We start from the raw sequence: 26,439 nt of genomic DNA, 5'->3' as shown, positions 1-26,439 counted from the left end.
GAAATTTTCAGAGCGTTTTCTTTTGATCGGTATTCTTTAAAAACATATGTATTTTTTGAATAAGAAAATCAGAATTTGGTTCATTGATCCAGTTAACATGGTTTCCATTAAATTCATAGGATTCATGATATACATTATTTTTTTCTAATACGGAATCTAAGGTTTTCATTTGTGATAACGGGACAATATCATCATAAATTCCATAAAAAGAAAGAGTAGGAGGAGCGGTTTTATTTACCCATCGTACAGGGCTTCCGAAATCCATTAATGATCTATTTTTGGGAACAATGGCAGGATCAATCATATGTTTTTCAAGAAATGAATAATCATTGTAATTTTTAAATCCGGGATCATTGAGATCTGCAGGCCCTACGATATTGATTACTGCTTTTACCTTATTATCCCGGTTAAATTGATAGGCATATAACATGGAGATGTTTGCCCCTGCGCTGTTTCCTAAAAGAATATATCTGGGTTTGAATGATAATGTCTGATCGAAGTACTTTGTTATAATGCGAATATCATCAGTTTGGCCCGGAAGAGCAAAATTTGTTGTGGAAGCGAGTCGGTAATCTGCATTGACAAAGATATTTCGCGGGAATTTTTCCATCAGTTTGTGGGTAAAAGCAGTGAGTTCAGATTTACTGCCGGCGCGCCATCCTCCACCGTGAATAATGATAAAAATATCTTTTTCTTTCTTACTGTTTTCCGGAAGATAAATGTCCATTTGCTGCTGGGAATCTTCTCCGTACGGAATATTTTTCTCAATCGTAAATGATACCCCATTTCCGAAATTAACGTTTTTTTGCCTGCAGTTACTGCATATTATAAGTAATATAATACTTAAAATGAATAAACGGTTGTTCATGTATAAAAATCTTTCCTGATTATATTTATCCTGATCAAAAATTATGCTTCATTGTATATGCCAGGATTCAACAATAAAAAACCCACCGTAAAACGGTGAGTTACCACAAAAAATAATATATATGAAGAAATGATTGTTGTTATCTGGTTCTGTTTTTAATAGCGTCCGAAGCGCTTTCGATATCCCTTACTTTTTTCACTTTCTGATTTCCGAAATTGTAGGTAATGCTTACGGTAAGATTTCTTCTGTATTGGTCATTTCTGATATAATTGTAATTTCCACTCGACTGAAAATCTTCTATTTCCACCAAATTGGTTCTTAAAACATCATTCACGTTTACTGCAAAAGTCCAGTCGTTCCAGTTTTTCTTGATGCTAAGGTCAAGACTCATCAGGTCTTTCAGAATTCCAAGCTCGATTTGCTGTTGATCTACATAGAAGAAGTTTACTCCCAGGAACCATGTTTTCTTCTTGTCAAGACGCAGGGTATTGTTACTGGTGATGACTAAGCTGGTAGATTTTCTGTCGTTGATATAAGTGTCAAAAACCTGCCCGGTTGTAGGGTCCGTATTCAATGTTCCGTTGTTGATATTGTGCTGAACTCCCGCATTGAAATTCAATGTCAGATATTGCTTGAAAAGCGACTTTTGAACCCCAAGCATGGCAGACATTTCCTGCTTGTCCCCGAAATTCGTCCTGATATAAGCCAACTGAACTCTTTTCTGGTTGGTTTCAGGATCAATATAGCTTCTCTGTAAAGGCACCTGTGTAATCTGGTCTTTTTCATAAGTGTGATTCAGGATCAGGAAGTACGAGTTTTTATACATATACGTTAATTCCTGGTTGTAAGTGGAAGATGCTTTTACAAAAGGATTGTTCTGTGTATAGTTGTCCTGTGTAATGATGTTTTTCACAGGATTAAGCTCCCAGAAACTTGGTCTTCTCATCCTGCTTGAAAAGGAATACGAGATATTGTTCTTATCATTAATCGCGTAGTTAAAGCTTAAATATGGCAAGAAGTTGTTATAGTTTCTTTTTATTCTCTGATATTCAGGTTGTTTTGCATTGTCAGATGTTCCAAGGCTGTTGGTGATTTCATATCTTGCGCCGATTTTTCCCGAAAATTTATCTGAGAATTTTTTCTCTAAAGTAAGATATGCTCCATAAATATTTTCGTCATAAATAAAGTGGTTGGGATCTGTGGTTAAGTCAATCATTTGTAACTGTCCCGCATTGTTGTAGATGTAATCGTAGGTGTAATTTTTAGTGTCGTTATCTGTTTTGGTCTTATTAAAATTTCCTCCGACAGAAAATGTAAAATCATTTTTAAATTTCTGAATATAATCTACCGTTCCGGAAAAATTATTGATGATCTGCGGAATATCCTGAATAATTTTCTTCCCTGTTCTTGAAAATCCGGAAGTGCTTCCCTGAACATCTGAAATCATCGTATTGTTGTCAGAATACTGAAATCTTTTATAATTGAGATAAGCGGCATTTACATTGAATTTACTTCCGAGAGAATCAAGTTTCAGCTCATAGTTCAAATTAACTGAATTATTATAATTTCTTGCATTTTCTTTATTTTTAGTCCTCGTATAATCTGTTGATATCAAGTTATCATTATTATCATATCTCGTGATGGTATTCAGCAAGTTGATGGTAGAATTATAGCTTTTATTGGCCCATGAATTCCAGGATAATGCAAGATTGCTCTTTTCGGTCAGCTGATAATCAACATTGAGATATCCTCCAAGGTTTTTGTTAGGATCATCAATATCACCCACAGATTCGTTCTGAACATTTCCTGATCTGTTCCTCAAAATGTATGTTTGTGGATTAATATTTTCTCCACCGCTAAGGTTGGCATTGATTCCCAGTTTATCTTTTCTGTAATTTACAGAGAAACTTGCGTTACTGGCATTATATTTATTCTGAGAGTTAGACATTCTCATGTTTCCGCTTGTGCCGTCACTCATTTTTTTCTTCAGAACAATGTTGATGATTCCGTCAGAAGATTCTACCTGATATTCGCTTCCGGGAACCGTAATCACCTCTATTTTCTGTATATTTTCTGCCGGAGTATTTTTTAAAAACTGTGTTAAAGATTCTGCATCCATATTGGTTTTTCTACCGTTAATGTATATTAATGCATTGTTTTTCCCTGCAATCTTTAAAGTCTTATCATCGGTTGTAGACAACAGCGGAGTCTGCTTCAGCAAATCAAAAGTAGTATTTCCTTTTGCTACTGGGGAAGCTGCTACGTCATACACAAAACGGTCACTTTGTTTTTTGAAAACCTGTTTGGTCATTGTAACGCCTTCTATACTTTTCGTTTTTACACTGTCTTGTTTTTTCTCCTGTGCGAAGGTCATTCCGCTGAAAAATATAGCTGCAATTAAAATTGTCGTTTTCATGTCTTTAATTTTTGAGAGTTTAATAGCTTGTATTTGTTATTATTTAACATTGCAAAGATATATAATAAATTAAGTATCTTGCAATACAAAGTACTTAAAATGTTTTTGAATATATTTTAACTAATTGATTTACAGTGATTAAAATTTTAGTTAAATTTTTAACTTATTAAGTCTTCGTTATTGTAGAGACAATTCAGCTGAATAAAATATTACATGTTAAGCTAAAAAAATAAATAAAGAAAAAAGAAATTATAATAATCAGCAGGATAACTATCACGGGTTGATTACAAAAAAAAAAGGATCTGAAAAGATCCTGTGTAGTATTATTCTCTGTCAAAACGCGCAAGTTTTTTATCGACCCAGATAGTGGCAAAAGGAAAAAATGCCGAAAGAAGTGCAAATACAAAATCTTCATCGTCCCATTCGTAAATCTTTCTTGCAGGAAGGCAAAGCAGCAAATAGAGCGTAAAAAAAAGACCGTGTACATTTCCAATGATAATGATGAAAATGGTAGGCAGCAGTCCCTCATCATCGTACCGTTTCCAGATCATGGCAACACCATAGAGCAGGAAACACGTAATTGCTTCGGCAACGCAAACCTGCTTAAACCATTTGATTATTTTTTCCTGCGGATATTTTGAGAAAAATTTTTCGATGAAATTCATTTGAATTATTTATAATAAATGATAAATGAAGTTTTTAATCCGTTATACCGTCCTGCATTTTCAGAGAGTACAAAGATAGGAGAATTAATAAAACCAATGATCATTCTTTCAAAAGAAGGAATGAACTTTTGGTTATGAGCATCAGATATTTGATGCCTAAAATGATCAAGTTTTAAACTATGAGAGGTATTATCATAGGAAAGGTAAACAGTAGTAAAGGAATCTTTAATGTTTGGTGGTTTTCTGTATCCTTTTGGATACTTATATTTTTTATAGAAAAGCTGATTGATTAATTGGTCAGCTAACATTCCATTATTTTCATATAACCAATCCAAATGATCATTAATTTCAAAAATTATAGAAGGATTTTTTTCAACATAATCAAGAAGCGATTTCCGAATAATATTTTGTATTATTTCTTTGCCAAACTTTTCTTCTGTAAATTCATTCATATAGTGATAATAACACGAATTTGCAGAGTAGTTTCCCATACAATTTCCCATCCATGTACCGCCCCAAAATATTCCAAGCTTTTTTAAAGAAGCTTCTAGTTCTTTATGTGCAGGAAATTCAGAACCATTAGGTGCAATGTTATTTATGAAGTACTTATTTACAGTTTTAGCGTCACGCACGGCTATCAGTGAATCTTTGGTACATTGCTCCTTTTTATATTTCAATATTTCCTGTAGCCTTTTTTCCATCGCAGACTCTCTTTTTATTTCAACAGAATCTTTCTGAAAAATCACCTGGCCGAAAATAAAATAGTGACAAAATAATAAAGCTAAAAAAAAGTACAGTTTCATAAACAATTACTTATAAAAACTACTACCGTCCAAATATTCGAAAACTTCGGGAGGAAGCATAGGTCTTACATTTTTTCCCGTTTTGATCATATTCCGGATTTCGGTTGCAGAAAGCTCAATAACAGGGGCTTCAATAAAGGAAATATTCTCATGCTGCAGATATTCCGAATCTTTTTTTTCACCCTCAAATACCCTTGGATAAACGATGATATGGTGATTTTTAACAAGTGTATCTGCATTTTTCCATTTGTGAAGATTCTGAAGATTATCTTCGCCCATAATTAAGCTGAAAGAATAATCCGGATATTTTTCGTGAAGATAAGTTAGCGTATCAATGGTATAACTCGGCTGAGGTAAAGAAAATTCCACATTGGAAGCGCGCATTTTTGAATAATTTTTCACGGCAAGCTGTACCATGTCCAGGCGGTTATGGTCTTTCAGCAATGATTTTTTTTCTTTGAAAGGGTTTTGCGGACTTACCACAAACCAGAGTTCGTCCATATCCGTATGTTCCAGAATATAATTCGCAAGAATCAGATGCCCGATATGGATAGGGTTGAACGATCCGAAAAAGAGACCTATTTTCTTCATTTAATCCCTGAATTTCACATCTTTAATATTAAGATAATGTGTTACATTACCTTTCCAGTGATTTTCTTCAAGAGTAAAAACAAGATCAAAGCTTTTTGTTCTGAAATCATCGGCAAACTGTCCCAATTTGAAACCCACACATTCGATATTTCTTCCCGTTGATTCCTGTCTGATATAAAACTTGAGATGATTATTATCTTTACCCATCGTTTTAATATATCCTGAAACCTTCTGATTGGTTAAAGCAAGGATGGGTTTCATGTTATGAGGCCCGAAAGGAGCCAGCTTTCTGTGAAAATTAATAAACTCCCTGTTAATCTCATCTATCTGAATTTCAGAATCAATGGTAATGGAAGGTTCCTTTTGATGTTCTTTAATTTTCTCCGAAACCACTCTCTCGAATTTTTCCTTGAAGGCATCAAATTTATCTTTTTCCATTGAAAGTCCTGCTGCAGCATGATGTCCTCCGAATTTCAGGAAATATTCAGAGCACATATCCAAAGCTTCATGAACGTCAAAATCTGCTACAGACCTCGCGGAAGCAACCATTTCACCATTATTTCCGTCAGTAAAAACCAAAGTTGGTTTATAATAAGTTTCAATTAATCTTGATGCTACTATTCCAATCACGCCTTTATTCCACTCAGGGTGGTAAACAATAGTGGTGTATTTTGTTTCCTGCTGGGATTCAATAATTTGATTCAGAGCAGAAAGGGTGGAATTCATATCTAGTTCCCGTCTTTCATCATTGAGATCCATGATGTCGCTTACGATCTGGTGAGCGTGCTTCAGGTTATCAGAAACCATGAGTTCTACAGCAGCTTTCCCGTGAGAAATTCTTCCCGCAGCATTGATTTTGGGAGCAATTTCGAATACAATATTGGAAATCTCAAAATGAGAAAGTTTGTCGTCCGGAATTAATAATCTTAAGCCTAAATTTCTCGTTTTGCGCAGAATTTTAAGACCCATTTTAGCCAAAACCCGGTTTTCTCCGGTCATAGAAACAATATCGGCAGCAATAGAAATGGCAAGAAGGTCTGTGAGTTCAAAAAGCTCTGCTTCAGGAAGTTTGTATATCGTATTTAAACCCTGGCAAAGTTTAAAACCAACTCCGCATCCGGAAAGTTCTTTAAAAGGATAGCGGCAATCGCTTCTTTTAGGATCGAGAACGGCAACTGCACTGGGAATTTCGTCGCCGGGTAAATGGTGATCGCAAATGATAAAATCAATGCCTAAATTCTGGGCATAATTGATCATATCCAATGCTTTGATTCCGCAATCCAGGGCAATGATTAATGAAAAGCCGTTTTCTTTGGCAAAATCAATACCTTCTGTGGAAATTCCGTACCCTTCAGAATTTCTGTCGGGAATATAAAAATCAAGGTATTTTTTCTGAACAATTTTGCTGAGGTACAGATACATCAAGGCAACGGCAGTAGTTCCGTCTACGTCGTAATCTCCGTATACCAGTATTTTTTCTCCATTCTCAATGGCGGTGGCAATGCGTTCTACGGCTTTCTGCATATCTGCCATTAAAAACGGATTGTGAATGTCGGTAAGATTCGGTTTAAAAAATTCTCTGGCCTTTTGATAATTGTCAATTCCTCTAAGAACGAGGAGCTTAGATTCAAAAGTTCCAAAACCAAGAGACGAACTTAATCCATCCACAATTTCTTCATCGGGTTCGGGCTTGTAAATCCATTTTTGACTCATTTCACAAAAATAGGGAAATATATTTTAAAAGGAAAGTTTAATGTTGCCGCAGAATGTTAAAAAAAACCGCTCAGGTTATGAACGGTTTTAAATATTTAAGAATACATTTTCTCTCTTAATTCTTTTACCCTTTTATCGGCAAGGTATTCGTCGTAAGTCATCTCTCTGTCGATAATTCCGTTTGGAGTCAGTTCGATGATTCTGTTACAGACTGTGGAAAGCATTTCGTGGTCATGAGAAGCCAATAAGATGTTTCCTTTGAAGTTAGACAACGAGTTGTTCAACGTCGTGATACTTTCAAGGTCTAAGTGGTTGGTAGGCTCATCAAGCAAAAGTACATTGGCTTTCTGAAGCATCATTCTGCTGAACATACATCTCATTTTTTCACCTCCCGAAAGTACTTTACAGGATTTCAATGCTTCATCACCAGAGAAAAGCATTCTCCCCAAGAATCCTCTTACAAATTCTTCGTGACGCTCCTCATCATTTTTAGTGAATTGTCTTAACCAGTCAACAAGGCTTAGGTCTTCCTGAAAGAAGTTTGTATTATCTAAAGGCATGTGAGATTGGGTAGTTGTTACTCCCCAGGCTACAGTTCCTTTGTCTGCCTGAACATTTCCCGCTAAAATTTCAAAAAATTCTGTGATTGCCAATGAGTTTTTAGAAAGAACGGCAACTTTATCACCTTTTTTAAGGTTTAAATCGATGTTAGAGAATAATAATTCTCCATCTTTCGTTTTTTCAAGACCTTTTACATCAAGAATCTGATCTCCTGCTTCTCTTTCCATTTCGAAAATAATGGCAGGATATCTTCTGGAAGATGGCTTAATATCATCAATGTTCAGTTTGTCAATCATTTTCTTTCTTGCTGTTGCCTGCTTGGCTTTGGCAACATTGGAGCTGAATCTTGCGATAAAGTCCTGAAGTTCTTTTTTCTTTTCCTCCGCTTTTTTATTAGCCTGAGCTCTTTGTCTTGTTGCTAATTGTGAAGCCTGGTACCAGAAAGAGTAGTTACCCGTGTAAAGGTTAAGTTTAGCATAATCAAGGTCACCGATGTGGGTACAAACCGTGTCTAAGAAGTGACGGTCGTGAGATACAACAATTACCGTATTTTCATAATCTGCAAGGAAATCTTCCAGCCATGAAATCGTATCGATATCAAGGTCGTTGGTAGGTTCATCCAGAATCAGTACATCAGGATTCCCAAAAAGCGCCTGAGCCAAAAGAACTTTTACTTTGTCTTTGTTTTCAAGCTCGCTCATCATCTGCCAGTGCATATCGTCTGTAATCCCAACATTAGAAAGCATGGTCTGTGCATCCGATTCTGCAGTCCATCCGCCCATTTCATCATAGATTACACCCAGTTCACCTGCTTTGATGCCGTCTTCATCAGAAAAGTCTTCCTTCGCATAAAGCGCGTCCATCTCTTCTTTTATTTCGAATAGTTTTTTATTACCTCTCAAAACCGCTTCCAGAACAGTATATTGATCGTAAGCAAAGTGATCCTGCTCAAGAACTGACATTCTTTTTCCAGGTTCCAAAGATACGTGTCCTGTTGTTGGGTCCTGTTTTCCTGTTAATATTTTAAGGAATGTAGACTTTCCTGCACCATTTGCTCCGATAATCCCGTAGCAGTTTCCTTTCGTAAACATAATGTTTACTTCGTCAAAAAGAACTCTTTTCCCGAATTGTAAAGATAAGTTAGATACTGTTAACATATAGTTTTGTAAATTTGGCGCAAAAATACGAAAAGAATTTGGGTATTTCGTAATAATGTAATATTCAAGTTTTTAAATGTAAGGTATTTTTTATATATTTCATTAATAAATTTATATAAATAAGGATTTCTCAAAAATAATTTAATGAGTGTCAGATAAACCTTATTTATTCAGATATCAGACAAATCAAGATGAAAATAGAAAAAACAGTCAATATATTCAATAGAAGAGCCAGATTTGAATACGAAATTCTTGAAGAATATGAAGCCGGAATGGTGCTCACCGGTACGGAGATAAAATCTTTGCGTTCTTCCAAGGCTTCTATTGCAGAATCCTTCTGTCAGTTTATTGACGGGGAATTATATATAATTAATATGATGATTGATGAATATAAATTGGGTACATTTTATAATCATAAAACAAAAAGGGAACGGAAATTGCTGTTGCACAAAAAAGAACTGCAAAAGCTTGAAAAGAAATTAAAGGATGCAGGGAATACCATTATACCTTTGAAATTATATATCAATGATAAGGGAAAAGCAAAGGTGCTGATTGCCCTCGGAAGGGGTAAAAAACTCTTTGATAAAAGGGAGAGCATTAAAGATAGAGAAAATAAACGTAACCTCGACAGAATATTAAAGAAAAGTTAAAAATCATCGGAAAAACTTTGTATATAAAGAAAAATTATATTTATTTTGCATTATCAATTATTTAATCATTTAATTCTATGAAAAATCTAAAATTAGGAATTTCAGCATTGGCGCTTACTGTCGCTTCTACTGTGTTCGCTCAGACTACCAACAATCCGTGGATGATCGGGGTTGGTGCTCATGCGGAAAACCACTCGGCACAGAGAGACAACTTCAGTAATACGTTCTCTGCTAATAATTTGACGAAGAACATGTTCAATGTGAACAACTTCTCTATTACTCCGCCATTATCTAAGCTTACTGTTGCTAGAAACATAGGTAAAGGTTTAGTAATCGACTGGCAAACTACTGTAGGTAATGTTGAAAACAAGAGATTTAACATGGGTAAAGAATTCATGTTAATGACTGGTATTGGTTTCCAAGCAAAAGCTGCAGGTCTTTTATGGGATGAAGAATCTTGGTTCGATCCTTATTTAAGAGTTGGTGCTAACTACCTGAGACATGATTATACATCTCTTACTTTCCCAAGAGAAGCTCTTATTAACGGAATGCCTACTGGAGAAGTAATTGGAAATGGTGATAACGGTAACGAAAATGGTAAAGCAAACTTCTTTACTGTTGCTACAGGTGCTGGTATTAACTTCTGGTTGACTAAAAACTTCGGTTTAGGTATCCAAGGAGATTACGTATCAACTCCAGGTGATAAATCAAATGTTGCTAACTTCTGGCAAGCTTCTGCTTCATTGAACTTCAGATTCGGTAACAGAGACAGAGATAAGGACGGTATCTTAGATAAAGATGATTTATGTCCTGATACTCCAGGTTTACCCGAATTCCAGGGATGTCCTGATACAGATGGAGACGGAGTTCCAGATAAAGATGATCAATGTCCAGACGTAGCTGGTCCGGTTGAAAACAACGGATGCCCTTGGCCAGATACAGACGGTGACGGTGTAATCGATAAAGATGATGCTTGTCCTACAGTTGCAGGTCCTGCAGAAAACAACGGATGTCCTTGGCCAGATACAGATGGTGACGGTATCTTAGATAAAGATGATGCTTGTCCTACGGTTCCAGGTCTTCCAGAATACAACGGATGTCCTAAGCCTAAAAAAGTAACTGCTGAAGAAGTTGAAAAAGAATTCAGAAATGTATATTTCGATTTCAACAAAGCTACAATCAAAGCTGAATCAACTCCAGCATTAGATAGAGCAGCTGCTATCATCGTTAAAGATGGAGGTAACTATCTATTAGAAGGTCAAACTGATGCTAAAGGTTCTGAAGCTTACAACCTGAAATTATCTAGAGAAAGAGCTGCTGCAGTAGTTGCTGCTTTAGATGCAAGAGGTGTAGATGCTAACGCACTTAAATCTGTAGGTGTTGGTAAAGCTAAAGCTACAGTTCCAGCTACAGCTTCTGATGCTGAAAGACAAGTTGACAGAAAAGTAGTGGTAAGAGCTATCGAAGATATGAACGAATGGAATGCAATGAAGAAGAAAGATTATGAAGATGCTCCAGTGAAAAAAGCTCCTGCTAAGAAAACTACTAAGAAAAAAGTAGTTAAAAAGAAAAAATAATCAATTTTTCTAAATAATAAATACCTCCAGTTTTCTGGAGGTATTTTTTTTTCGTTCACTTTTAATTATTTTTGTTGAAAATTAAAAAATAAAATGGGAAGAGCATTTGAATATAGAAAAGCTTCTAAAATGGCCAGATGGGATAAGATGGCCAAAACTTTTTCTAAGATAGGAAAGGATATCGCACTAGCGGTAAAGGCCGGCGGTTCTGATCCGGAATCAAATCCTGCATTGAGAAGGTGTATCCAGAATGCAAAAGGAGCAAACATGCCGAAAGATAATGTGGAAAGAGCTATCAAAAAAGCAAGTGGTGCAGATGCCGAAAACTATGAGGAAATTACTTATGAAGGCTATGGTCAGGGAGGAGTCGCATTTTTTATTGAGTGTACTACCAATAATCCTACAAGAACCGTTGCGAATGTAAGAGCTGTTTTCAATAAGTTTGACGGTAATCTTGGCAAAAACGGAGAATTGGCTTTCATCTTCGACAGAAAAGGAATTTTCACCATCGATTTGTCTCAGATCAAAATGGATTGGGACGATTTTGAAATGGAAATGATCGACGGCGGTGCTGAGGATGTTGAAAAAGATGAAGAAGAAGTTATGATCACTACTGCTTTCGAAGATTTCGGTTCGTTATCCCATAAATTAGATGAACTTGGAATTGAGGCAAAAAGCGCAGAACTTCAGAGGATTCCTAATAGCACAAAAGAAGTGAACGAAGAACAGTTCAAAGCTAATATGAAAATGCTTGAGCGTTTCGAAGATGACGACGACGTGCAGAATGTTTATCACAATATGGAGGTTTCAGAAGAGCTGATGAACACTCTTTAATATTGGAGCATATACAATATAAGCCTCACGGGTTTTTAAAACCTGTGAGGTTTTAAGCAATACATAAAAATAATATAACATTCATATACAGTTAATTTTCAAGTAGTTTCTTTGCATAAAACTATGAAAAGAAACGTTGAATTAGTTGTGATATCGGATGTGCATTTGGGAACTTATGGATGCAAGGCTAAAGAATTGATGCGGTATCTCAATTCTATTCAGCCGAAAACGCTGGTTTTAAATGGCGATATCATCGACATCTGGCAATTCAAAAAGTCATATTTTCCTAAGCCTCATCTGAAAGTGATTAAAAAGATCCTTTCATTTGCTACAAAAAATACGGATGTGTACTACATCACCGGAAATCATGATGAAATGTTCCGGAAATTTACCGATTTCGAATTGGGTAATCTGAAAGTCTGCAATAAAATCTGTTTAAATATTGATGATAAAAAAACATGGATTTTCCATGGCGATGTTTTTGATGCTTCCGTTCAGCACTCTAAATGGATTGCTAAGCTCGGCGGAAAGGGGTATGATCTGTTAATTGTTATCAATAATATCGTAAATTGGTTTTTGGAAAAGATGGGAAAAGAAAAATATTCATTCTCCAAAAAGATCAAAAATAACGTAAAAAAAGCAGTTAAGTATATCGGAGACTTTGAACTGACCGCTTCCGAACTTGCTATTGACAATCATTATGATTATGTAGTATGCGGGCATATTCATCAGCCACAGATACGTGAAGTAGTTAATAAAAAAGGTTCCTGCATTTATCTTAATTCCGGGGACTGGATTGAAAATCTTTCTGCTTTGGAGTATCATGATAAAGAATGGAAAATTTTTTATTATGAAGATCATAAGCATTCTTTGAAAGATGATGCTTCGGACGAAATTCAGGATATTAAAAGTACCGATCTTTTAAAAATAGTAACCAATTTCACGAAATGAAAATCTTATATGCATTTCAGGGAACAGGAAACGGGCATGTTGCCCGTGCTCAGGAAATTGTTCCCATCCTGAAAAAGTATGCGTCTGTTGAAACACTGATCAGCGGTCACCAGTCACAGTTAAAGGCTGATTTTGACATTAATTACCAGCATAAAGGAATTTCCCTGTTATACAATAAAACAGGAGGATTATCCTACCGTAAAACTTTTGTGGATAATAATTTTCTGGAAGCTTTCAAAACGATCAGGGAAATAGATCTTTCTGAATATGATCTTATTATTAATGATTATGAACCGCTTACCGGCTGGGCATGCAAATTCAAAAAGTACCCCATGATTGAATTGAGCCATCAGGCTTCCATGCTATTTAAAGAAACACCTAAGCCGGAAAAAAAAGATTTTTTTGGAGAACTTGTGCTGAAATATTACGTTCCTGGTGAGAGAAGAATAGGATTTCATTTCGAAAATTATCATCCTCAGATTAAAAAGCCCGTTATCAGAAGGAAAATAAGAAACCTTAACCCAAATAAAAAAGGCTTTTATTTGGTCTATCTTCCAAGTTTTTCAGATGAAAATATCATTAAAGTTTTAAAACAAATTCCGGTTGAATGGAAAGTTTTTTCTAAATACTCGAAATTCCAGTTTAAAGATAGTAATGTTGAAATTTTTCCTATTGATGAAATTCAATATCTCAGAAGCTTTGAAAATTGCGATGGAATTCTTTGCAATGCGGGATTTGAAACTCCTGCAGAAGCGCTTTTCATGGATAAGAAACTATTTGTGATTCCTATTCATAATCAGTATGAGCAGGAATGCAATGCCTGCGCTTTAGACAAAATGGGAATACCGAATTCTAAAATTTTAAATCTTGAAGAAATTCGTAATTGGGTAGCTTCAGACCGCCATCTGAAAGTGGATTATCCTGATGATATTGAAGAAATCTTAGTGAATGAAGTTTTAGCGTTGTAAAAAAACATCATCCACATCATTCATTCTCATCATAACAGATCTTGCATAAGAACAATGCGGATAAACTTTCCAGTTATTTTCCCGGGCAAATTTTATAGCTTCTTCTACAAGATATTTTCCCATTCCGCGGCCTTCAAATTCGGGATGTACCAAAACGAATGAAATGATAAATTTATTTTCATCCGGAAAAATAGTATAGGTTAATCTTCCGATTTCTTTTAACTCATTATTTAAAGTAATCACACCGCCGTTTCCTGACTTATTATTTTCAAATCTCATAATCTAAGTTTTTATGTAAAGTAAAAATACAAAAACTGCACCGCGAAACTTTTGATGTACGTTAAGAAAGGAAAATGGTGGATTTTGATTCACTGTACTTGTCAATTTCTGATAATGATGTGATTTAGATCTTAATTAGATTGACCATTTTGTTTTAGCTATCTTTACCGGTGTAGTAATTGTAGTCTTTGATAATAATTCCTATAAACTGCCTTTCCGTCATTTTTGTAGGATCTATTTCCAGTTTGAGAATGCTTTTAATCTTATCGGAAAGTTTACTGATAACATGTCTGTCATCAATTCTCAGGGCTTTGAGATAATTATCTTTGATGATTCTCATGTCATTGTCACTCAGAGCAATCACCTGGGGAAAAGTAGGGACATAATCTTCCCGGATATTTTCTAAAATAGTATGTGAAATATTAATCTTGTTTTTTAAGGAAATTACAGCCGTTCCTGAAGCAATATCCCCTAATCGCTGATTATTTTTGGAAACAACCATCGAAACAAGTGCAACAACTCCTGCAAAAGAAGTATCTATGATTCTGAAAACCCATCGGATCAGGTAATCTCCGAATCCCGCCTGGTAACCGTCAATCTTTACAACACGGATTTTCATAACTTTTTTTCCGGGAGTCTGCCCCTCCATAAGGCTTTCAAAAACCACGGGATACACTACCGTAGGAAAAAGCAGGATGATATAAACTGCTGCAATTGACCATTGATCCAACCCCTGTAATAAATAACCAAGATTCAGAACCGTGAAGAAAATATACACAACAGCGATCCCATAAGCTATTTTTATTAAAAGATCAATAAAGAAAGCAATCAGCCGGTCTCCAACACTGGCGATGTTGAAATTAATATTTACATTTTGTGAAGTATTAATCGCAATTTGAGACATAATTTTATTATTTTAGCCTTATAGTTATGAGAGAAGTTTATTTTATTAAACAAAATAAAGAAAAATGGTTGGGAATCGAACAGGTTATCCAGGGGAAAGTTAAAAAAAATCCTGATGACCTCTCTTCGCTGTACATTAATCTTATCAACGATCTTTCTTTTGCACAGACCTATTATCCTAAAAGCAATACAACAGTTTATCTGAATCACCTCTCTTCACAGATCTTTCAGAAAATTTATAAAACTAAAAGAGTAGAAGAAAACCGTATGGTATATTTCTTCAAAACGGAAGTCCCTTTGCTTGTATACCAATACCGAAGATATTTAGTCTATGCATTCTTATTCTTTACGTTATTTACCCTCATCGGTTTGCTTTCTGCAGTCTATGATAAAGATTTTGCTAAAATTATTTTGGGAGAAGATTATGTAAACCAGACCATTGAAAATATCAAAAAAGGTAATGCCGTTGGCGTTTATCAGAGCGGATCTACCTGGGGGAGTACAATCGGGATTATATTCAATAATATCGGAGTAGGAGCCAAACTTTATATTTATGGGATTTTTGGAGGAGTTGGTACTTTGTGGGCGCTTTTGTCAAACAGTGTAATGCTCGGTTCTTTCCAGTATTTTTTCTATGATTACGGAGCTTTGGGCGACAGTGCACGCGGAATATGGCTTCATGGTGTTTTTGAGATCTTTTCCATGGTAGTGGAAGCCATGTGTGGGCTTATTCTGGGAGCGTCCATCTTATTTCCAAGAACGTTTTCAAGGTTCAATTCTTTTAAGAACGGTTTTAAAGATTCATTTAAAATATTTTTAAGTACGGTACCCTTTACCATCTGTGCCGGAATTATCGAAGGTTACGTCACAAGACATGCCCTGAATATGCCCTTGTCTTTAAACCTGATTATTATCTTCGGATCACTTCTCATTATCGGATTTTACTATTTTATATATCCTTCCATCGTTAACAGAAAAATCAATAACCAGATCCATGATGCAGTTTTATAAAAAGAGAGATTTCGGAACTTTTATCACAGACAGTTTCACTTTTTTAAAATTATACGGTAAGAATTATTTTAAAAATTTTCTGCTCCTGAACGGATTGCTGCTGATTCTGATGTTGGTAGTTATTGTTTTCGGGTATAAAGAATTCCTTGGAGCAATTTTCGGTTCCAATATGGCAGGGCAGAGTTATTATTTTGAGCAGTTTCTCAGTGATAATATGGGAATGCTTATTGTATGCGGAATTTTGTTATTCGTTCTTTCTTCAGCGCTCATGATCATAAACTTTCTGTTTCCTGTTTTTTACATGAAAAGAATTGCGGAAGGAAAAACAAATATAAAGGCAGATGATATCCTCAGTGATTTTAAATCAAACGGTAAAAAAGTAGCCGCTGCTTATTTCGGATTAACATTTCTGGTGTTGCCCATTGCATTTGTCATTTTCGGGATCTCGTATATTCTTATTTTTATTATTATAGGATTGGTAATTATGCTTTTTGTAGTGCCTAATTTGTTTAATATCATTTTATTTTTCTGCTTTGATTATTTTAACGGGACAAGAGGATTTTTTGAATCACTAAGTTATGCCATAAGATCGCAGTTCTCCTATAAAAACGGAAGAGAAAATTCTCCGTATTGGAAATATTGGGGAGCAACCATCATTATGATGGTGTTGTTTTACATTGTGAGCCTGTTCTTTTCATCTATTCCAATGATCCTGTTTATTATGAAACTTTCAACAACAGCTCCTGATGCACAATTTGAGCAAAATCCTTTTGCCGGAAGCTTCGGAACTTTGTTTTTTGTGATGTACGGGATTTCTTCCGTTATTTCAACCCTGCTGATGAATGTTTTGTACATCAACTCGGGATTAATGTATTATGACAGCCGCACAGATCTTCATCAGAAAATGGAGCTGGCAGAAATAGATACCATCGGGATTAATGAATAAGTTTTTTATTTTTTTACTGATTTTTTTAGCTGCAGGATATGTTCATGCACAGGATGATCCGCCGCCGACTGCAGAAGTGTATGTAGATTCTGTCAGTACAAGCCACTACAAAAATATGTACCGGGCAGATTCTGTATTGCAGAACAAACCGGTTACAGATAATACGGTTTATCCTAAAAAATTTAAAGAAAACGTTCCGTCAAGATATAAAGGTGAAGATTTTGACTATACCACAACAAAACCGAGAATGTCAGTATGGGAAAAGCTGATGAAAAAAATCGTTGAAATCCTGAACAGCATTTTCGGAGAAACGGTTTTTACGAACTCAGCCAATATTGCAGGAATGCTTGTAAGGCTGTTCGCAATTATTCTCGTGGGCTTCCTGCTATACTTTATTATTAAATATCTTATCGGTAAAGATGGAGGTTTTCTTTTCGGGAAGAAAAACAAAAAGGTTGATCTTAAAGATGAAGAGCTTCATGAAAATATTCACGAAATTAATTTTCCGGAAAGCATCCTGAAGTTTGAAAAATCCGGTGATTTCCGTTCCGCGGTGCGTTACCAGTTTTTATTTGTATTAAAAAAACTCAGTGATAAAAAACTCATTGGCTGGAATCCTGAAAAAACCAATAAAGACTATGTGGCAGAACTAAAAGCCCCGCATCTTAAGGACGAATTCTTTCAGCTTTCATACATTTTTGATTACGTATGGTACGGAGAATTCAGCATTTCGGAAGAAAGCTATCAGAAATTTAAAACCCAGTATCAATCGTTTAAACCGTAAATCTTGCCATGAATAAAACTTTCAAAATATATGCTGTAATTTTCATCGTTGTGATGATTATTCTGGTATTGTTTGAAGCGAATAAAACGGAAAGAACGGACTGGAGGAAAAATTTTGATATCAACCAGAAATCACCTTTCGGTTTGTTTGTTTTTAACAATGAGGTAAATACGCTTTTTAAAAATAAAATAAAAAAAATATCAGAGACACCATACGATTATTATCAGGCTGATAAGAAGCCGCATAATATTCTGGTTATAGAAGAGACAATCGACAGACCGTCATGGAATAAGATTCTGGATCAGGTATCCAAGGGTTCGGATGCGATGCTTATCGTGAGTGAAATGCCTAAACAAATCTCGGATAGTATCGGTTATTATGATTCACAGATTTCTTTCGAAGATAAAAATGTGCTGAAGCTTACGGACAAAAAATTCAGCAACGATTTTATCCATTTGGATAAATTTCCTTCAGGAAGAGGTTTCACCTTTATAAAGCCGGGTGTTGAGGTTTTGGGAAAAACAGTTGAGAAAAACAATTCAGACCAGGCCAATTTTATTAAGATTGCATTCGGAAAAGGAAAAATTTATGTGCATTGCGAACCCCTTTTCATTACCAACTATTATCTGTTAAAACGTGGGAATGTAAGGTACGCCCAGGATGTTTTTTCTTACCTTGATGACCGTGAAACAATCTGGTTTGTAGAAAATGATGCAAAAGTTTCACAGTTTTTCCTAAGATTTATCCTCTCAAAACCTGCGTTAAAGTATGCGTGGTGGGTATTGTTAGGAGGGTTGGTTCTTTTTATCTTCTTTAATGCTAAAAGAAAACAGCGTATCGTCCCGATCATAGAGCCGTTAAAAAATACCTCTGTTGATTTTGTGAAAAGCATCGGCAATTTATATCTTCAGGAAGGAGACTTTCATGATATGATGGCTAAAAAAGCACAGTATTTCCTGAATAAGGTAAGAATGGATCTCCTGATCGACACACAGCATCTGGATCAAGAATTTGCCAAGAAACTTCATCTAAAAACCGGCAAACCTATGGAAATGATTGATGAAGCCATGAATCTGATCAAAAAGGCACAAGATCCGTATGCACAGGTAATGAAAGAAGATCTTGGAAAAATGAATAAATTGCTTGACGAAATAATTTAAAAAAGTATAACAATCTAAAAATATCACAATGTAACAACTCTCTCCTGGTTGGTACATCGGTAAATTGTTAAATTATATTATAATGGAAAATATAGAAAACCCAAATATTGAAGGTCAGAATTCAATATCTCTTGATAAAAAAGAAGACCAGTTTCAGTCTAGGATAGATATGATTGAGCTTAGAACAAGTCTGGAAAAAGTAAAGTCCGAAATTGCCAAAGTAATCGTAGGGCAGGAAAGTATGGTAGAACATCTTTTGGCTGCACTTTTATCAAACGGACACGTTCTTATCGAAGGTGTTCCCGGAGTTGCAAAAACCATTACTGCAAAATTGCTGGCAAAAACCATTGATGTAGGCTTTAGCAGAATCCAGTTTACGCCGGATCTTATGCCGTCTGATATTTTGGGAACTTCGGTTTTTAATGTAAAAAATTCCGAATTTGAATTTAAAAAAGGCCCTATTTTTTCAAACTTTATTTTGATTGACGAGATCAACAGGTCACCCGCAAAAACACAGGCCGCCTTGTTCGAGGTAATGGAAGAAAGACAGATTACGATGGATGGAACACGCTACATTATGGAAGAACCCTTTCTTGTAGTGGCAACCCAGAATCCTATTGAACATGAAGGTACCTATCGACTGCCGGAAGCGCAGCTTGATCGTTTCCTGTTTAAAATCAATGTAGGATATCCTGACCTGCAGCAGGAAATTGCCATCATAAAAAATCAGCACGAAAATAAAACGGAAGACAAAACAGATGTAGTAAACCGCGTTATCACGGCTCAGCAGTTGAAAAATTACCAACAACTTGTAAAAGAGATTATTGTTGAGTCGCATTTGATGGAATATATCGCCAAGATTATTGTGAATACAAGGGAAAATCAGTTCCTTTATCTGGGAGCTTCTCCAAGGGCAAGTCTTGCATTGCTAACAGCCTCCAAAGCTTTTGCTGCATTGAGAGGAAGAGATTTTGTAACTCCTGAGGATATCAAAGAATCGAGTTATGCCGTATTGAGACACAGAGTAATCGTATCGCCTGAAAGAGAAATGGAAGGCCTTACCGCTGATGAAATTATCAGACAAATTTTAGAAGGAATTGAAATTCCAAGATAGGAGTAATAAGTCAACTGCTATCTGCAACCTGAAAGCCGACATTTAAAAATGAAAAACTTATACATCAATACGCGCTTTTTTTACGTGCTCATCGGAGTGGGAATTCTGTATGTCTTTGCATTCTTCTTTCCGTTTCTTATGTGGGCGGCGCATATTGCTTTACTGCTTTGCTTTTTAGCGGTAATGGTAGATGCTCTCTTTGTTTTTAACAAAAATAAAGGAATTTCGGCACAAAGGATTTTGCCTGAAAAATTATCCAACGGAGATGAAAATCCTGTGAAAATCGATATTAAAAATAATTATGATTTTGAAATTTCGGTTAAGGTAATCGATGAGATACCTTTTCAATTTCAGAAGAGGGATTTTCTGATTGAAAAACAAATTTTCCCGGGAAGAAATACCTTTTTTCAATATATTCTTGAGCCTAAAGAGCGCGGAGAATATAATTTCGGAAGCCTGAATGTGTATGTTTCTTCACCTTTAGGTTTTGTGTCTAAAAGATTTAATTTTCAGAAAGATGCCAATCTGCCTTCTTATCCTTCTTTCATCCACCTGAGAAAATATGAACTGATGGCTATTCAGAGCGAATTTCTATTAGGAGGAATTAAAAAAATAAGAAAGCTCGGCCATACTATGGAGTTTGAGCAGATTAAAGAATATGTACCGGGAGATGATATCAGGACGATCAACTGGAAAGCAACTTCCAAGACAAACCGGCTGATGGTAAACCAGTTTCAGGACGAAAAATCCCAACGGATCTTTATGCTGATCGATACCGGAAGAACGATGAAGATGCCTTTTAAAGGATTGAGCCTGCTGGATTATTCCATCAATGCAACAATGGCTTTATCCCATATTATCCTGAAAAAAGGAGACCGGGCCGGGATGATGACGTTCTCTAAAAAAACGGAAAATAAAATTGCCGCAGAAAACAAGTCGGGTCAGCTCAGAAAAATATCAGAAGCGCTTTATAATATTAAAACCGATTTTTTTGAAAGTGATTTTAACAGGCTGTATCAGGATGTAAAATATTCTTTGAACCAGAGAAGTCTTATACTGCTGTTCACCAATTTCGAGACGCTGGACGGACTTAACCGTCAGTTGAAATATTTACGTGGCATCGCTAAAAACCATCTGTTGGTAGTGGTTTTCTTTAAAAATTCTGAACTTCAGACGCTGATTAATAAAAATCCGGAAAATATGCAGGAAATTTATGATGAGATTATTGCCGAAAAATTTGAGTTTGAAAAGAAACTGATTATTCAGGAACTTAGAAAATACGGGATTTATACGGTTTATACACTTCCTGAAAACTTGAATATCAATGTTATCAATAAATATCTGGAGATAAAAGCGAGAGGAATTTTATAATTTTGCAATAAGCAATAAGCAATAAGCAATAAGCAATAAGCAATAAGCAATAAGCAATAAGCAATAATGAAAATAACACTTAACAGAATCAACGACGATTTTTTGTTTGAATGTACCAACGCTCAGGGAAATTCAATTCTTCTCGATAATACAACACAACCGGGCGCAAAAGGTGTTTCGCCTATGGAAAGTGTTCTGATGGCCGTTGCAGGCTGCAGCGGGATTGATGTTGTTTCTATCCTGAAAAAACAAAGACAGGAAATTACAGATTTTAAAGCTGAGGTAGAGGGAGAAAGAATTCAGGTTGACGATGCAAAACCTTTTAAATCCATCAAAGTAAAATTTTTACTGGAAGGAAATATCGATCCTAAAAAAGCTCAGAAAGCAGCCCAGTTGTCATTTGAGAAATACTGTTCTGTTTCCAAAACCCTGGAACCGACTGTAGAAATAGGATTTGAAGTTTTGGTTAACGGAGAAGTTGTTCAGCCTTAGGCTGTTTATACTAACAAAAAGAAACCCGCGGATAAAGAATTATCCGCGGGTTTTTAATATAATTTATAATTATTATTTCTTGATGGTTTTCATGCTTTTCAGAGAACCGTCTTTCATTTGTAAAGTCAGGATGTACATTCCGGATTTTAGTCCTCCTAAAAATACTGTTGAAGAAGGGTTTTCAATGGTTTTTACCACTACTCCCGAAAGATCTGTTATTACTGCCTTTCTCACATTTTCGGCCTTCTCAAGGTATAAAGTATCCACAAACGGGTTAGGATGCGCAATTCTTTCTTTTTCTTTTACGGTAACTTCATTTGTTGCCAAAGCTAAAGGTTCCAGGGTAACTGTTACGGTAAATGTGTTGTTATCAACTTTATTATATTCTGCGGTGCAATCTGATCCTCCATATGTTCTCCATGCTCTCAGCTCGAAATTTACGGTTCCCGTAAGATCATTAGCCAGCGTGAGTCCTGTTCTGTTGTAAGAATACGTACCTGAAGAAGATCCGGATCCTGAGGTTACTGAAGGTTCTGTAACATTGTTGGTTGTACAAACCAAAAGACTTCTCTGCTCACCCATCCATCCGTTTGAAGCGGTAGACATTTTATAAGAAACGGCTGTAGATTTTATTTTATATCCCGAAGGCACGTTTACACTTAAGGTTCCTGCGCAGTTCGTAGTGGATGAAGTGGTAACGCCGGAATTGTTATATTGTGTATTGATGTCGCCGGCTGTATAAAGTGTGCTGATCTGTCCCGGTGTAAATTCTTTCATTTTCCAGAAACTTTGTGAAGAACCTCCGCAATTCGATCTTACCCAGAAATAATATGTTTGCCCGGTTGTAAGTTGATTAAGAGTTACTGTAGTTCCTGAAGTCACATTTCCTGTAGGAACTGTTGTTGCTGTAGGAGCTGTAGGTGAAGTACTGTAATAATATTGATACCCGGAAGCAGGCGCACTTGCCGGTGCTGTCCAGCTTAGTGTTGCTTCTGTCATGGTAGTGGTAGCCGTGATATTTGTTGGTGTGCTGCATGCATTATAGGCGTCTGCCGCAAAAGCAAAGATGTTAGGAATACCTCCCGTTCCAACTTTTGTTACCGTTACACTCTTTACACTTTTCGACTGATTGGCTGTGCTGATAGCCAAAGGAATCTGATATAACCTAGGATTGGTCCCCGAGCCGGATTCAAGATTATCGTTGTTTAAATTGATTCTCCCGATTCCCTGAATCGCATAGCTGCTTCCGCCGTACCAGTCGGAAATGCTGATTGCAGAGAATGTCTGAGAAGTATTATCTGTAAAATTGACGTCCACATCTACGGTACAGGCCCCACTTCCTCCCGTTGCCAGCATATATACTGTAATGGCCTGCATTGGTGTCGTGAAAATTAAAGTCCCGTTGTCGTTGGTATTTTGAAGTCTCAGGGTATTGTTTGAACTGTAAGCGCCAAGTTGGTAAGATAAGCCGGATGTTGAAGCTACAACAGAATTGATAATTCCATTTGTAGGAAGTCCGTACGTAAGTGGATTGCTTGTTGCGGTTAGTTGAAAATCCCGTGAAATAAAAGCATAGCTTACACCATCTACATCATTGTTAGTGGAAGATGCTGAAGGACCAACACCATTGGCAATAACATCAGCATTGAAACCACTCTGGATAGGAAGCGGCTGATATTCCTGGGCATTGAGTTGATAATTGCATACAGCTGAAAGTACCAAAGCTGTAAGAGGTAGTAATTTTCCTTTCATAAGAAATAGTTTATTAAATTTATTTGCTAATATAGATATTATAATGTTAAAAAATCAATCCAAATTTAAAAATATTATAAATATTATATTGATTTTACAGTAATAATGTTTTTATATTAATGATTAAATAGATTTTAACTATATTTCTGAATTCTATCATTGAAAGAATTAATAAAGTGTGGTATATGAAAAAAGCCTCTGAAAAGAGGCTTGTAATGAGTAAAATACTTTTAGAATGACATTCTTGGTTTCAGCAGCTTTGCAACGGTTGCTGTCCATCCGGTCTGATGGGATGCTCCTATTCCCCGGCCGTTATCACCATGGAAGTATTCAAAGAATGTAATATAATCTTTAAAATTTTCATCATAATTGAATTTGGCGTTTCCTCCGTTAAAAGGACGCTGTCCTACCTCATCTTTTAGAAAAATAGAACATAATCTATTGCTTATATTTTGGGCTACCTCATCAAGATTTCTTTTATCTCCGCTTCCCGTTGGAAGTTCTACCTTCATGCTGTTTCCGTAATAAAAATGGAACCGCTGTAAACTCTCCACAATAAGGAAATTGATAGGAAACCATATCGGGCCTCTCCAGTTGCTGTTCCCTCCGAACATTCGGCTGTCACTCTCTGCCGGTGTATAATATACAACATTCTGTGTTCCGTGAACAGAAAAGACAAATGGATTTTCTTCATATACCTTAGACATGGCCCGTATTCCATAATCGCTTAAAAATTCTTTTTCATCCAGCATACGGCTCAGTACTTTTGTAAGTCTTGTTTTTCTGAGAATGCTCATCAGATGTTTTCTTCCCTGGCCTTCTTCTTCCCAGTGGGAAACCAGTTTTGTAAGTTCGGGTTTGTTTTTGAGCACCCAATCCATTCTTTCAACAAAATTAGGCATCTTATCAAGCAGGTGATGGTCTATAATTTCTACGGCAAACATCGGGATAAGACCTACAATACTTCTCAGTTTCAGGGAGACACTGTCTCCGTTTCCAAGCTGTAAGACATCGTAAAAAAATCCGTCTTCTTCATTCCAGAGTCCTTTTGTCCCGTCACCCAGGTTCTCCATGGCTTCAGCAATATAAAGATAATGTTCAAAGAACTTGATGGCCATATCTTCGTATACCTGATAATATTGGGCAAGTTCCATTGCAATACGCATCATATTCAATGCATACATCGCCATCCAGCTGGTTCCGTCTGCCTGTTCCAGATGCTGCCCGTCTTTTAATACCATGTTCCGGTCAAAAGCACCGATATTATCAAGGCCCAAAAATCCTCCTCCGAAGATATTTTTTCCGTTTTTATCTTTCCGGTTTACCCACCATGTGAAATTAAGAAGCAGCTTTTGGAAAACTTTTTCTAAAAATAAAAGATCGGGCTTTCCGTTCTGTTTTTCATCAATCTTGAAAACCCTGAAACAGGACCAGGCATGTACAGGCGGATTTACATCGCTCAGGTTCCATTCGTAAGCAGGAAGCTGTCCGTTTGGGTGCATATACCATTCCTTTGTAAGCAATAGAAGCTGTCCTTTTGCAAACTCGGCATCAATCAGAGCGTACGGAACACAATGAAACGCAAGATCCCAGGTAGCGTACCAAGGATATTCCCACTTATCAGGCATTGAGATAATATCTTTATTATGGAGATGGTTCCATTCCGTATTTCTTACATAATTTGAGAAATCACGAGGCGCTTCATAATTAGGGTCACCTTTGAGCCATTTTCCGACATTGTAATGGTAAAACTGTTTATTCCAGAGCAATCCGGCAAAAGCCTGCCTTTGTACATTTCTTTCATCTTCGTTTGTTACATCATTCTGGATTTCCTCATAAAATTCGTTGGCTTCAGTAATTCGTGCACTGAAGATTTCATCAAAATTTTCAAAAGGTTCATCAAGATCTTGTGGAGAAAGTCTGAAGTCAAAAGATTTCGATTCTCCGGCTTCAATAATTTCATCCAGCAGGAACGAAGCTTTAGTCCCTGTTTTTTCAGGATTTATAGTATTGCTGCCATAAATAATATAATCATTAATCCCGTCTTTAAAATAGGTGTTTCCGGGATAAGGAGCTCCGTATAATTTAGGATTATTGGTTTCATTTTCGCAAAAAACACTTTCCGCGTCCGTGTCTCTTGAATAGAATTTTTTAATCGAAATACTGTCATGCTGAATATTAATGCAGCCGTCGTGCGAAGCCACAGTTTGTCCTTTGTAGGTATTATAACCCCATTTCCAGTTATTTCTGAACCACACTGTTGGTGCAATTATTATTGGGGCGGCATTATCACTCCTGTTAAAAACCGTTACGCGTATTAAGAAGTCGTTGTGATCCGCTTTGGCATATTCAATAAAAATATCAAAATATTCATCCTTGTCAAAAATCCCGGTATCGAAAATTTCGTATTCTGCTTCCTTTTTGCCTCTTCTGGCATTTTCTGCACGGATGTCATCATAAGGGAAAGCGTTGATAGGATATTTATACAGCATTTTCATGTAGCTGTGAGTGGGCGTGTTGTCCAGGTAGTAAAAGATCTCCTTAATATCTTCACCGTGATTTCCCTGAGGATTGCTCAATCCGAAAAAACGCTCTTTTACCATCTTATCTTTCTTATTCCAAAATGAAAGGGCAAAACAAAAAATCTGTTTGGCGTCTGAGATTCCGGCGATACCTTCTTCCCCCCATCGGTAAGCGTAGCTTTCTGCATTATTATGGTTGGCAAAATTCCATGCATCGCCATTGGGACTGTAATCTTCCCTTACATTCCCCCATTGCCGGTTACTGACGTATGGGCCCCAGTTTTTCCAGTCTGTGTTTTGTAATCTATGTTTTTCAGCAATCATATCTCATCATTTTTCATTACGAAGGTA

23 protein-coding genes are annotated in these 26,439 nt (G+C 36.3%); 12 read left to right on the top strand and 11 right to left on the bottom strand.

Annotated features, from left to right (window positions below; all coding sequences use genetic code 11):
• Positions 1-7: 7 nt before the first annotated feature.
• From ODE14_RS12210 to ODE14_RS12180, 7 genes are all read right to left on the bottom strand, one after another.
• A complete protein-coding gene (locus ODE14_RS12210; protein ID WP_263601638.1) occupies positions 8-868 on the bottom strand; it encodes an alpha/beta hydrolase in 861 nt (286 codons plus the stop codon).
• Between the two features lie 139 nt (positions 869-1,007).
• A complete protein-coding gene (locus ODE14_RS12205) occupies positions 1,008-3,284 on the bottom strand; it encodes an outer membrane beta-barrel family protein (RefSeq protein ID WP_263601637.1) in 2,277 nt (758 codons plus the stop codon).
• Between the two features lie 323 nt (positions 3,285-3,607).
• Positions 3,608-3,949 carry a DUF3817 domain-containing protein gene (locus ODE14_RS12200; RefSeq protein WP_248390259.1) on the bottom strand — a complete coding sequence of 114 codons (342 nt, stop codon included), beginning with the start codon at positions 3,947-3,949 and terminating at the stop codon, positions 3,608-3,610.
• A 5-nt stretch (positions 3,950-3,954) separates the two neighbouring features.
• Positions 3,955-4,752: a hypothetical protein gene (locus ODE14_RS12195; protein ID WP_263601636.1), complete on the bottom strand. Its 798-nt coding sequence runs from the start codon at positions 4,750-4,752 to the stop codon at positions 3,955-3,957.
• Positions 4,753-4,758: 6 nt separating this feature from the next.
• Positions 4,759-5,343 (bottom strand): nicotinate (nicotinamide) nucleotide adenylyltransferase, encoded by a 585-nt coding sequence (gene nadD / locus ODE14_RS12190; RefSeq protein WP_263601635.1) that lies wholly within the window; start codon positions 5,341-5,343, stop codon positions 4,759-4,761.
• Positions 5,344-7,056 carry a single-stranded-DNA-specific exonuclease RecJ gene (recJ, locus tag ODE14_RS12185; RefSeq protein ID WP_248390268.1) on the bottom strand — a complete coding sequence of 571 codons (1,713 nt, stop codon included), beginning with the start codon at positions 7,054-7,056 and terminating at the stop codon, positions 5,344-5,346. It abuts the gene before it with no gap.
• A gap of 95 nt (positions 7,057-7,151) precedes the next feature.
• Positions 7,152-8,774, bottom strand: a complete 1,623-nt coding sequence (locus ODE14_RS12180) for an ABC-F family ATP-binding cassette domain-containing protein (protein ID WP_169231294.1) — start codon at positions 8,772-8,774, stop codon at positions 7,152-7,154.
• Positions 8,775-8,965: 191 nt separating this feature from the next.
• Between ODE14_RS12180 and smpB the strand changes: the two genes are divergently transcribed.
• From smpB to ODE14_RS12155, 5 genes are all read left to right on the top strand, one after another.
• Complete coding sequence (gene smpB, locus ODE14_RS12175; RefSeq protein WP_248390274.1) at positions 8,966-9,424, top strand: SsrA-binding protein SmpB; 459 nt, start codon at positions 8,966-8,968, stop codon at positions 9,422-9,424.
• Positions 9,425-9,501: 77 nt separating this feature from the next.
• Complete coding sequence (locus ODE14_RS12170; protein WP_263601634.1) at positions 9,502-11,001, top strand: OmpA family protein; 1,500 nt, start codon at positions 9,502-9,504, stop codon at positions 10,999-11,001.
• A 93-nt stretch (positions 11,002-11,094) separates the two neighbouring features.
• The gene (locus ODE14_RS12165) at positions 11,095-11,835 is read left to right on the top strand and encodes a YebC/PmpR family DNA-binding transcriptional regulator (protein WP_263601633.1); all 741 of its coding nucleotides are present in this window, start codon (positions 11,095-11,097) and stop codon (positions 11,833-11,835) included.
• A 123-nt stretch (positions 11,836-11,958) separates the two neighbouring features.
• The gene (locus ODE14_RS12160; protein ID WP_248390283.1) at positions 11,959-12,786 is read left to right on the top strand and encodes a UDP-2,3-diacylglucosamine diphosphatase; all 828 of its coding nucleotides are present in this window, start codon (positions 11,959-11,961) and stop codon (positions 12,784-12,786) included.
• Positions 12,783-13,754, top strand: coding sequence for a glycosyltransferase family protein (locus tag ODE14_RS12155; protein WP_263601632.1), 972 nt, complete (start codon positions 12,783-12,785; stop codon positions 13,752-13,754). Before ODE14_RS12160 ends, ODE14_RS12155 begins: the two co-directional genes overlap by 4 nt.
• Here ODE14_RS12155 and ODE14_RS12150 read toward each other — a convergent pair.
• Together ODE14_RS12150 and ODE14_RS12145 are read right to left on the bottom strand one after the other, a co-directional pair.
• Positions 13,743-14,033 (bottom strand): GNAT family N-acetyltransferase, encoded by a 291-nt coding sequence (locus tag ODE14_RS12150; RefSeq protein WP_248390289.1) that lies wholly within the window; start codon positions 14,031-14,033, stop codon positions 13,743-13,745. The two genes, ODE14_RS12155 and ODE14_RS12150, sit on opposite strands and share 12 nt — an antisense overlap.
• Before the next feature lie 154 nt (positions 14,034-14,187).
• Positions 14,188-14,937 (bottom strand): RDD family protein, encoded by a 750-nt coding sequence (locus ODE14_RS12145; RefSeq protein ID WP_248390292.1) that lies wholly within the window; start codon positions 14,935-14,937, stop codon positions 14,188-14,190.
• 26 nt (positions 14,938-14,963) lie between these two features.
• Here ODE14_RS12145 and ODE14_RS12140 point away from each other — a divergent pair, with 26 nt between their 5' ends.
• The 7 genes from ODE14_RS12140 to ODE14_RS12110 all read left to right on the top strand — a co-directional run bounded on the left by ODE14_RS12140 (position 14,964) and on the right by ODE14_RS12110 (position 21,814).
• Entirely contained in the window at positions 14,964-15,947 is a 984-nt protein-coding gene (locus tag ODE14_RS12140; protein ID WP_263601631.1) for a stage II sporulation protein M, read from the top strand.
• The gene (locus ODE14_RS12135; protein ID WP_263601630.1) at positions 15,931-16,893 is read left to right on the top strand and encodes a DUF4013 domain-containing protein; all 963 of its coding nucleotides are present in this window, start codon (positions 15,931-15,933) and stop codon (positions 16,891-16,893) included. Before ODE14_RS12140 ends, ODE14_RS12135 begins: the two co-directional genes overlap by 17 nt.
• Positions 16,886-17,677, top strand: coding sequence for a DUF4129 domain-containing protein (locus ODE14_RS12130; protein WP_263601629.1), 792 nt, complete (start codon positions 16,886-16,888; stop codon positions 17,675-17,677). The genes ODE14_RS12135 and ODE14_RS12130 overlap by 8 nt, the downstream gene beginning before the upstream one ends.
• An 8-nt stretch (positions 17,678-17,685) precedes the next feature.
• Complete coding sequence (locus tag ODE14_RS12125) at positions 17,686-18,837, top strand: hypothetical protein (protein WP_263601628.1); 1,152 nt, start codon at positions 17,686-17,688, stop codon at positions 18,835-18,837.
• An 82-nt stretch (positions 18,838-18,919) separates the two neighbouring features.
• A complete protein-coding gene (locus ODE14_RS12120; protein ID WP_263601627.1) occupies positions 18,920-19,951 on the top strand; it encodes an AAA family ATPase in 1,032 nt (343 codons plus the stop codon).
• Between the two features lie 48 nt (positions 19,952-19,999).
• Entirely contained in the window at positions 20,000-21,322 is a 1,323-nt protein-coding gene (locus tag ODE14_RS12115; RefSeq protein WP_263601626.1) for a DUF58 domain-containing protein, read from the top strand.
• A gap of 66 nt (positions 21,323-21,388) precedes the next feature.
• Positions 21,389-21,814, top strand: coding sequence for an OsmC family protein (locus ODE14_RS12110; protein ID WP_248390306.1), 426 nt, complete (start codon positions 21,389-21,391; stop codon positions 21,812-21,814).
• A 72-nt stretch (positions 21,815-21,886) separates the two neighbouring features.
• Here ODE14_RS12110 and ODE14_RS12105 read toward each other — a convergent pair whose 3' ends face one another.
• Both ODE14_RS12105 and ODE14_RS12100 read right to left on the bottom strand, forming a co-directional pair.
• The gene (locus ODE14_RS12105) at positions 21,887-23,566 is read right to left on the bottom strand and encodes a T9SS type A sorting domain-containing protein (protein WP_263601625.1); all 1,680 of its coding nucleotides are present in this window, start codon (positions 23,564-23,566) and stop codon (positions 21,887-21,889) included.
• 230 nt (positions 23,567-23,796) lie between these two features.
• Entirely contained in the window at positions 23,797-26,412 is a 2,616-nt protein-coding gene (locus tag ODE14_RS12100; protein WP_263601624.1) for an MGH1-like glycoside hydrolase domain-containing protein, read from the bottom strand.
• Positions 26,413-26,439 lie beyond the last annotated feature (27 nt).

It is taken from the genome of Chryseobacterium sp. PET-29, assembly GCF_025736815.1.
Classification (GTDB): Bacteria; Bacteroidota; Bacteroidia; order Flavobacteriales; family Weeksellaceae; genus Chryseobacterium; species Chryseobacterium nepalense.
Note: the sequence above shows the minus strand (reverse complement) of the source record. Positions and strands in the feature narration are given on the sequence as shown.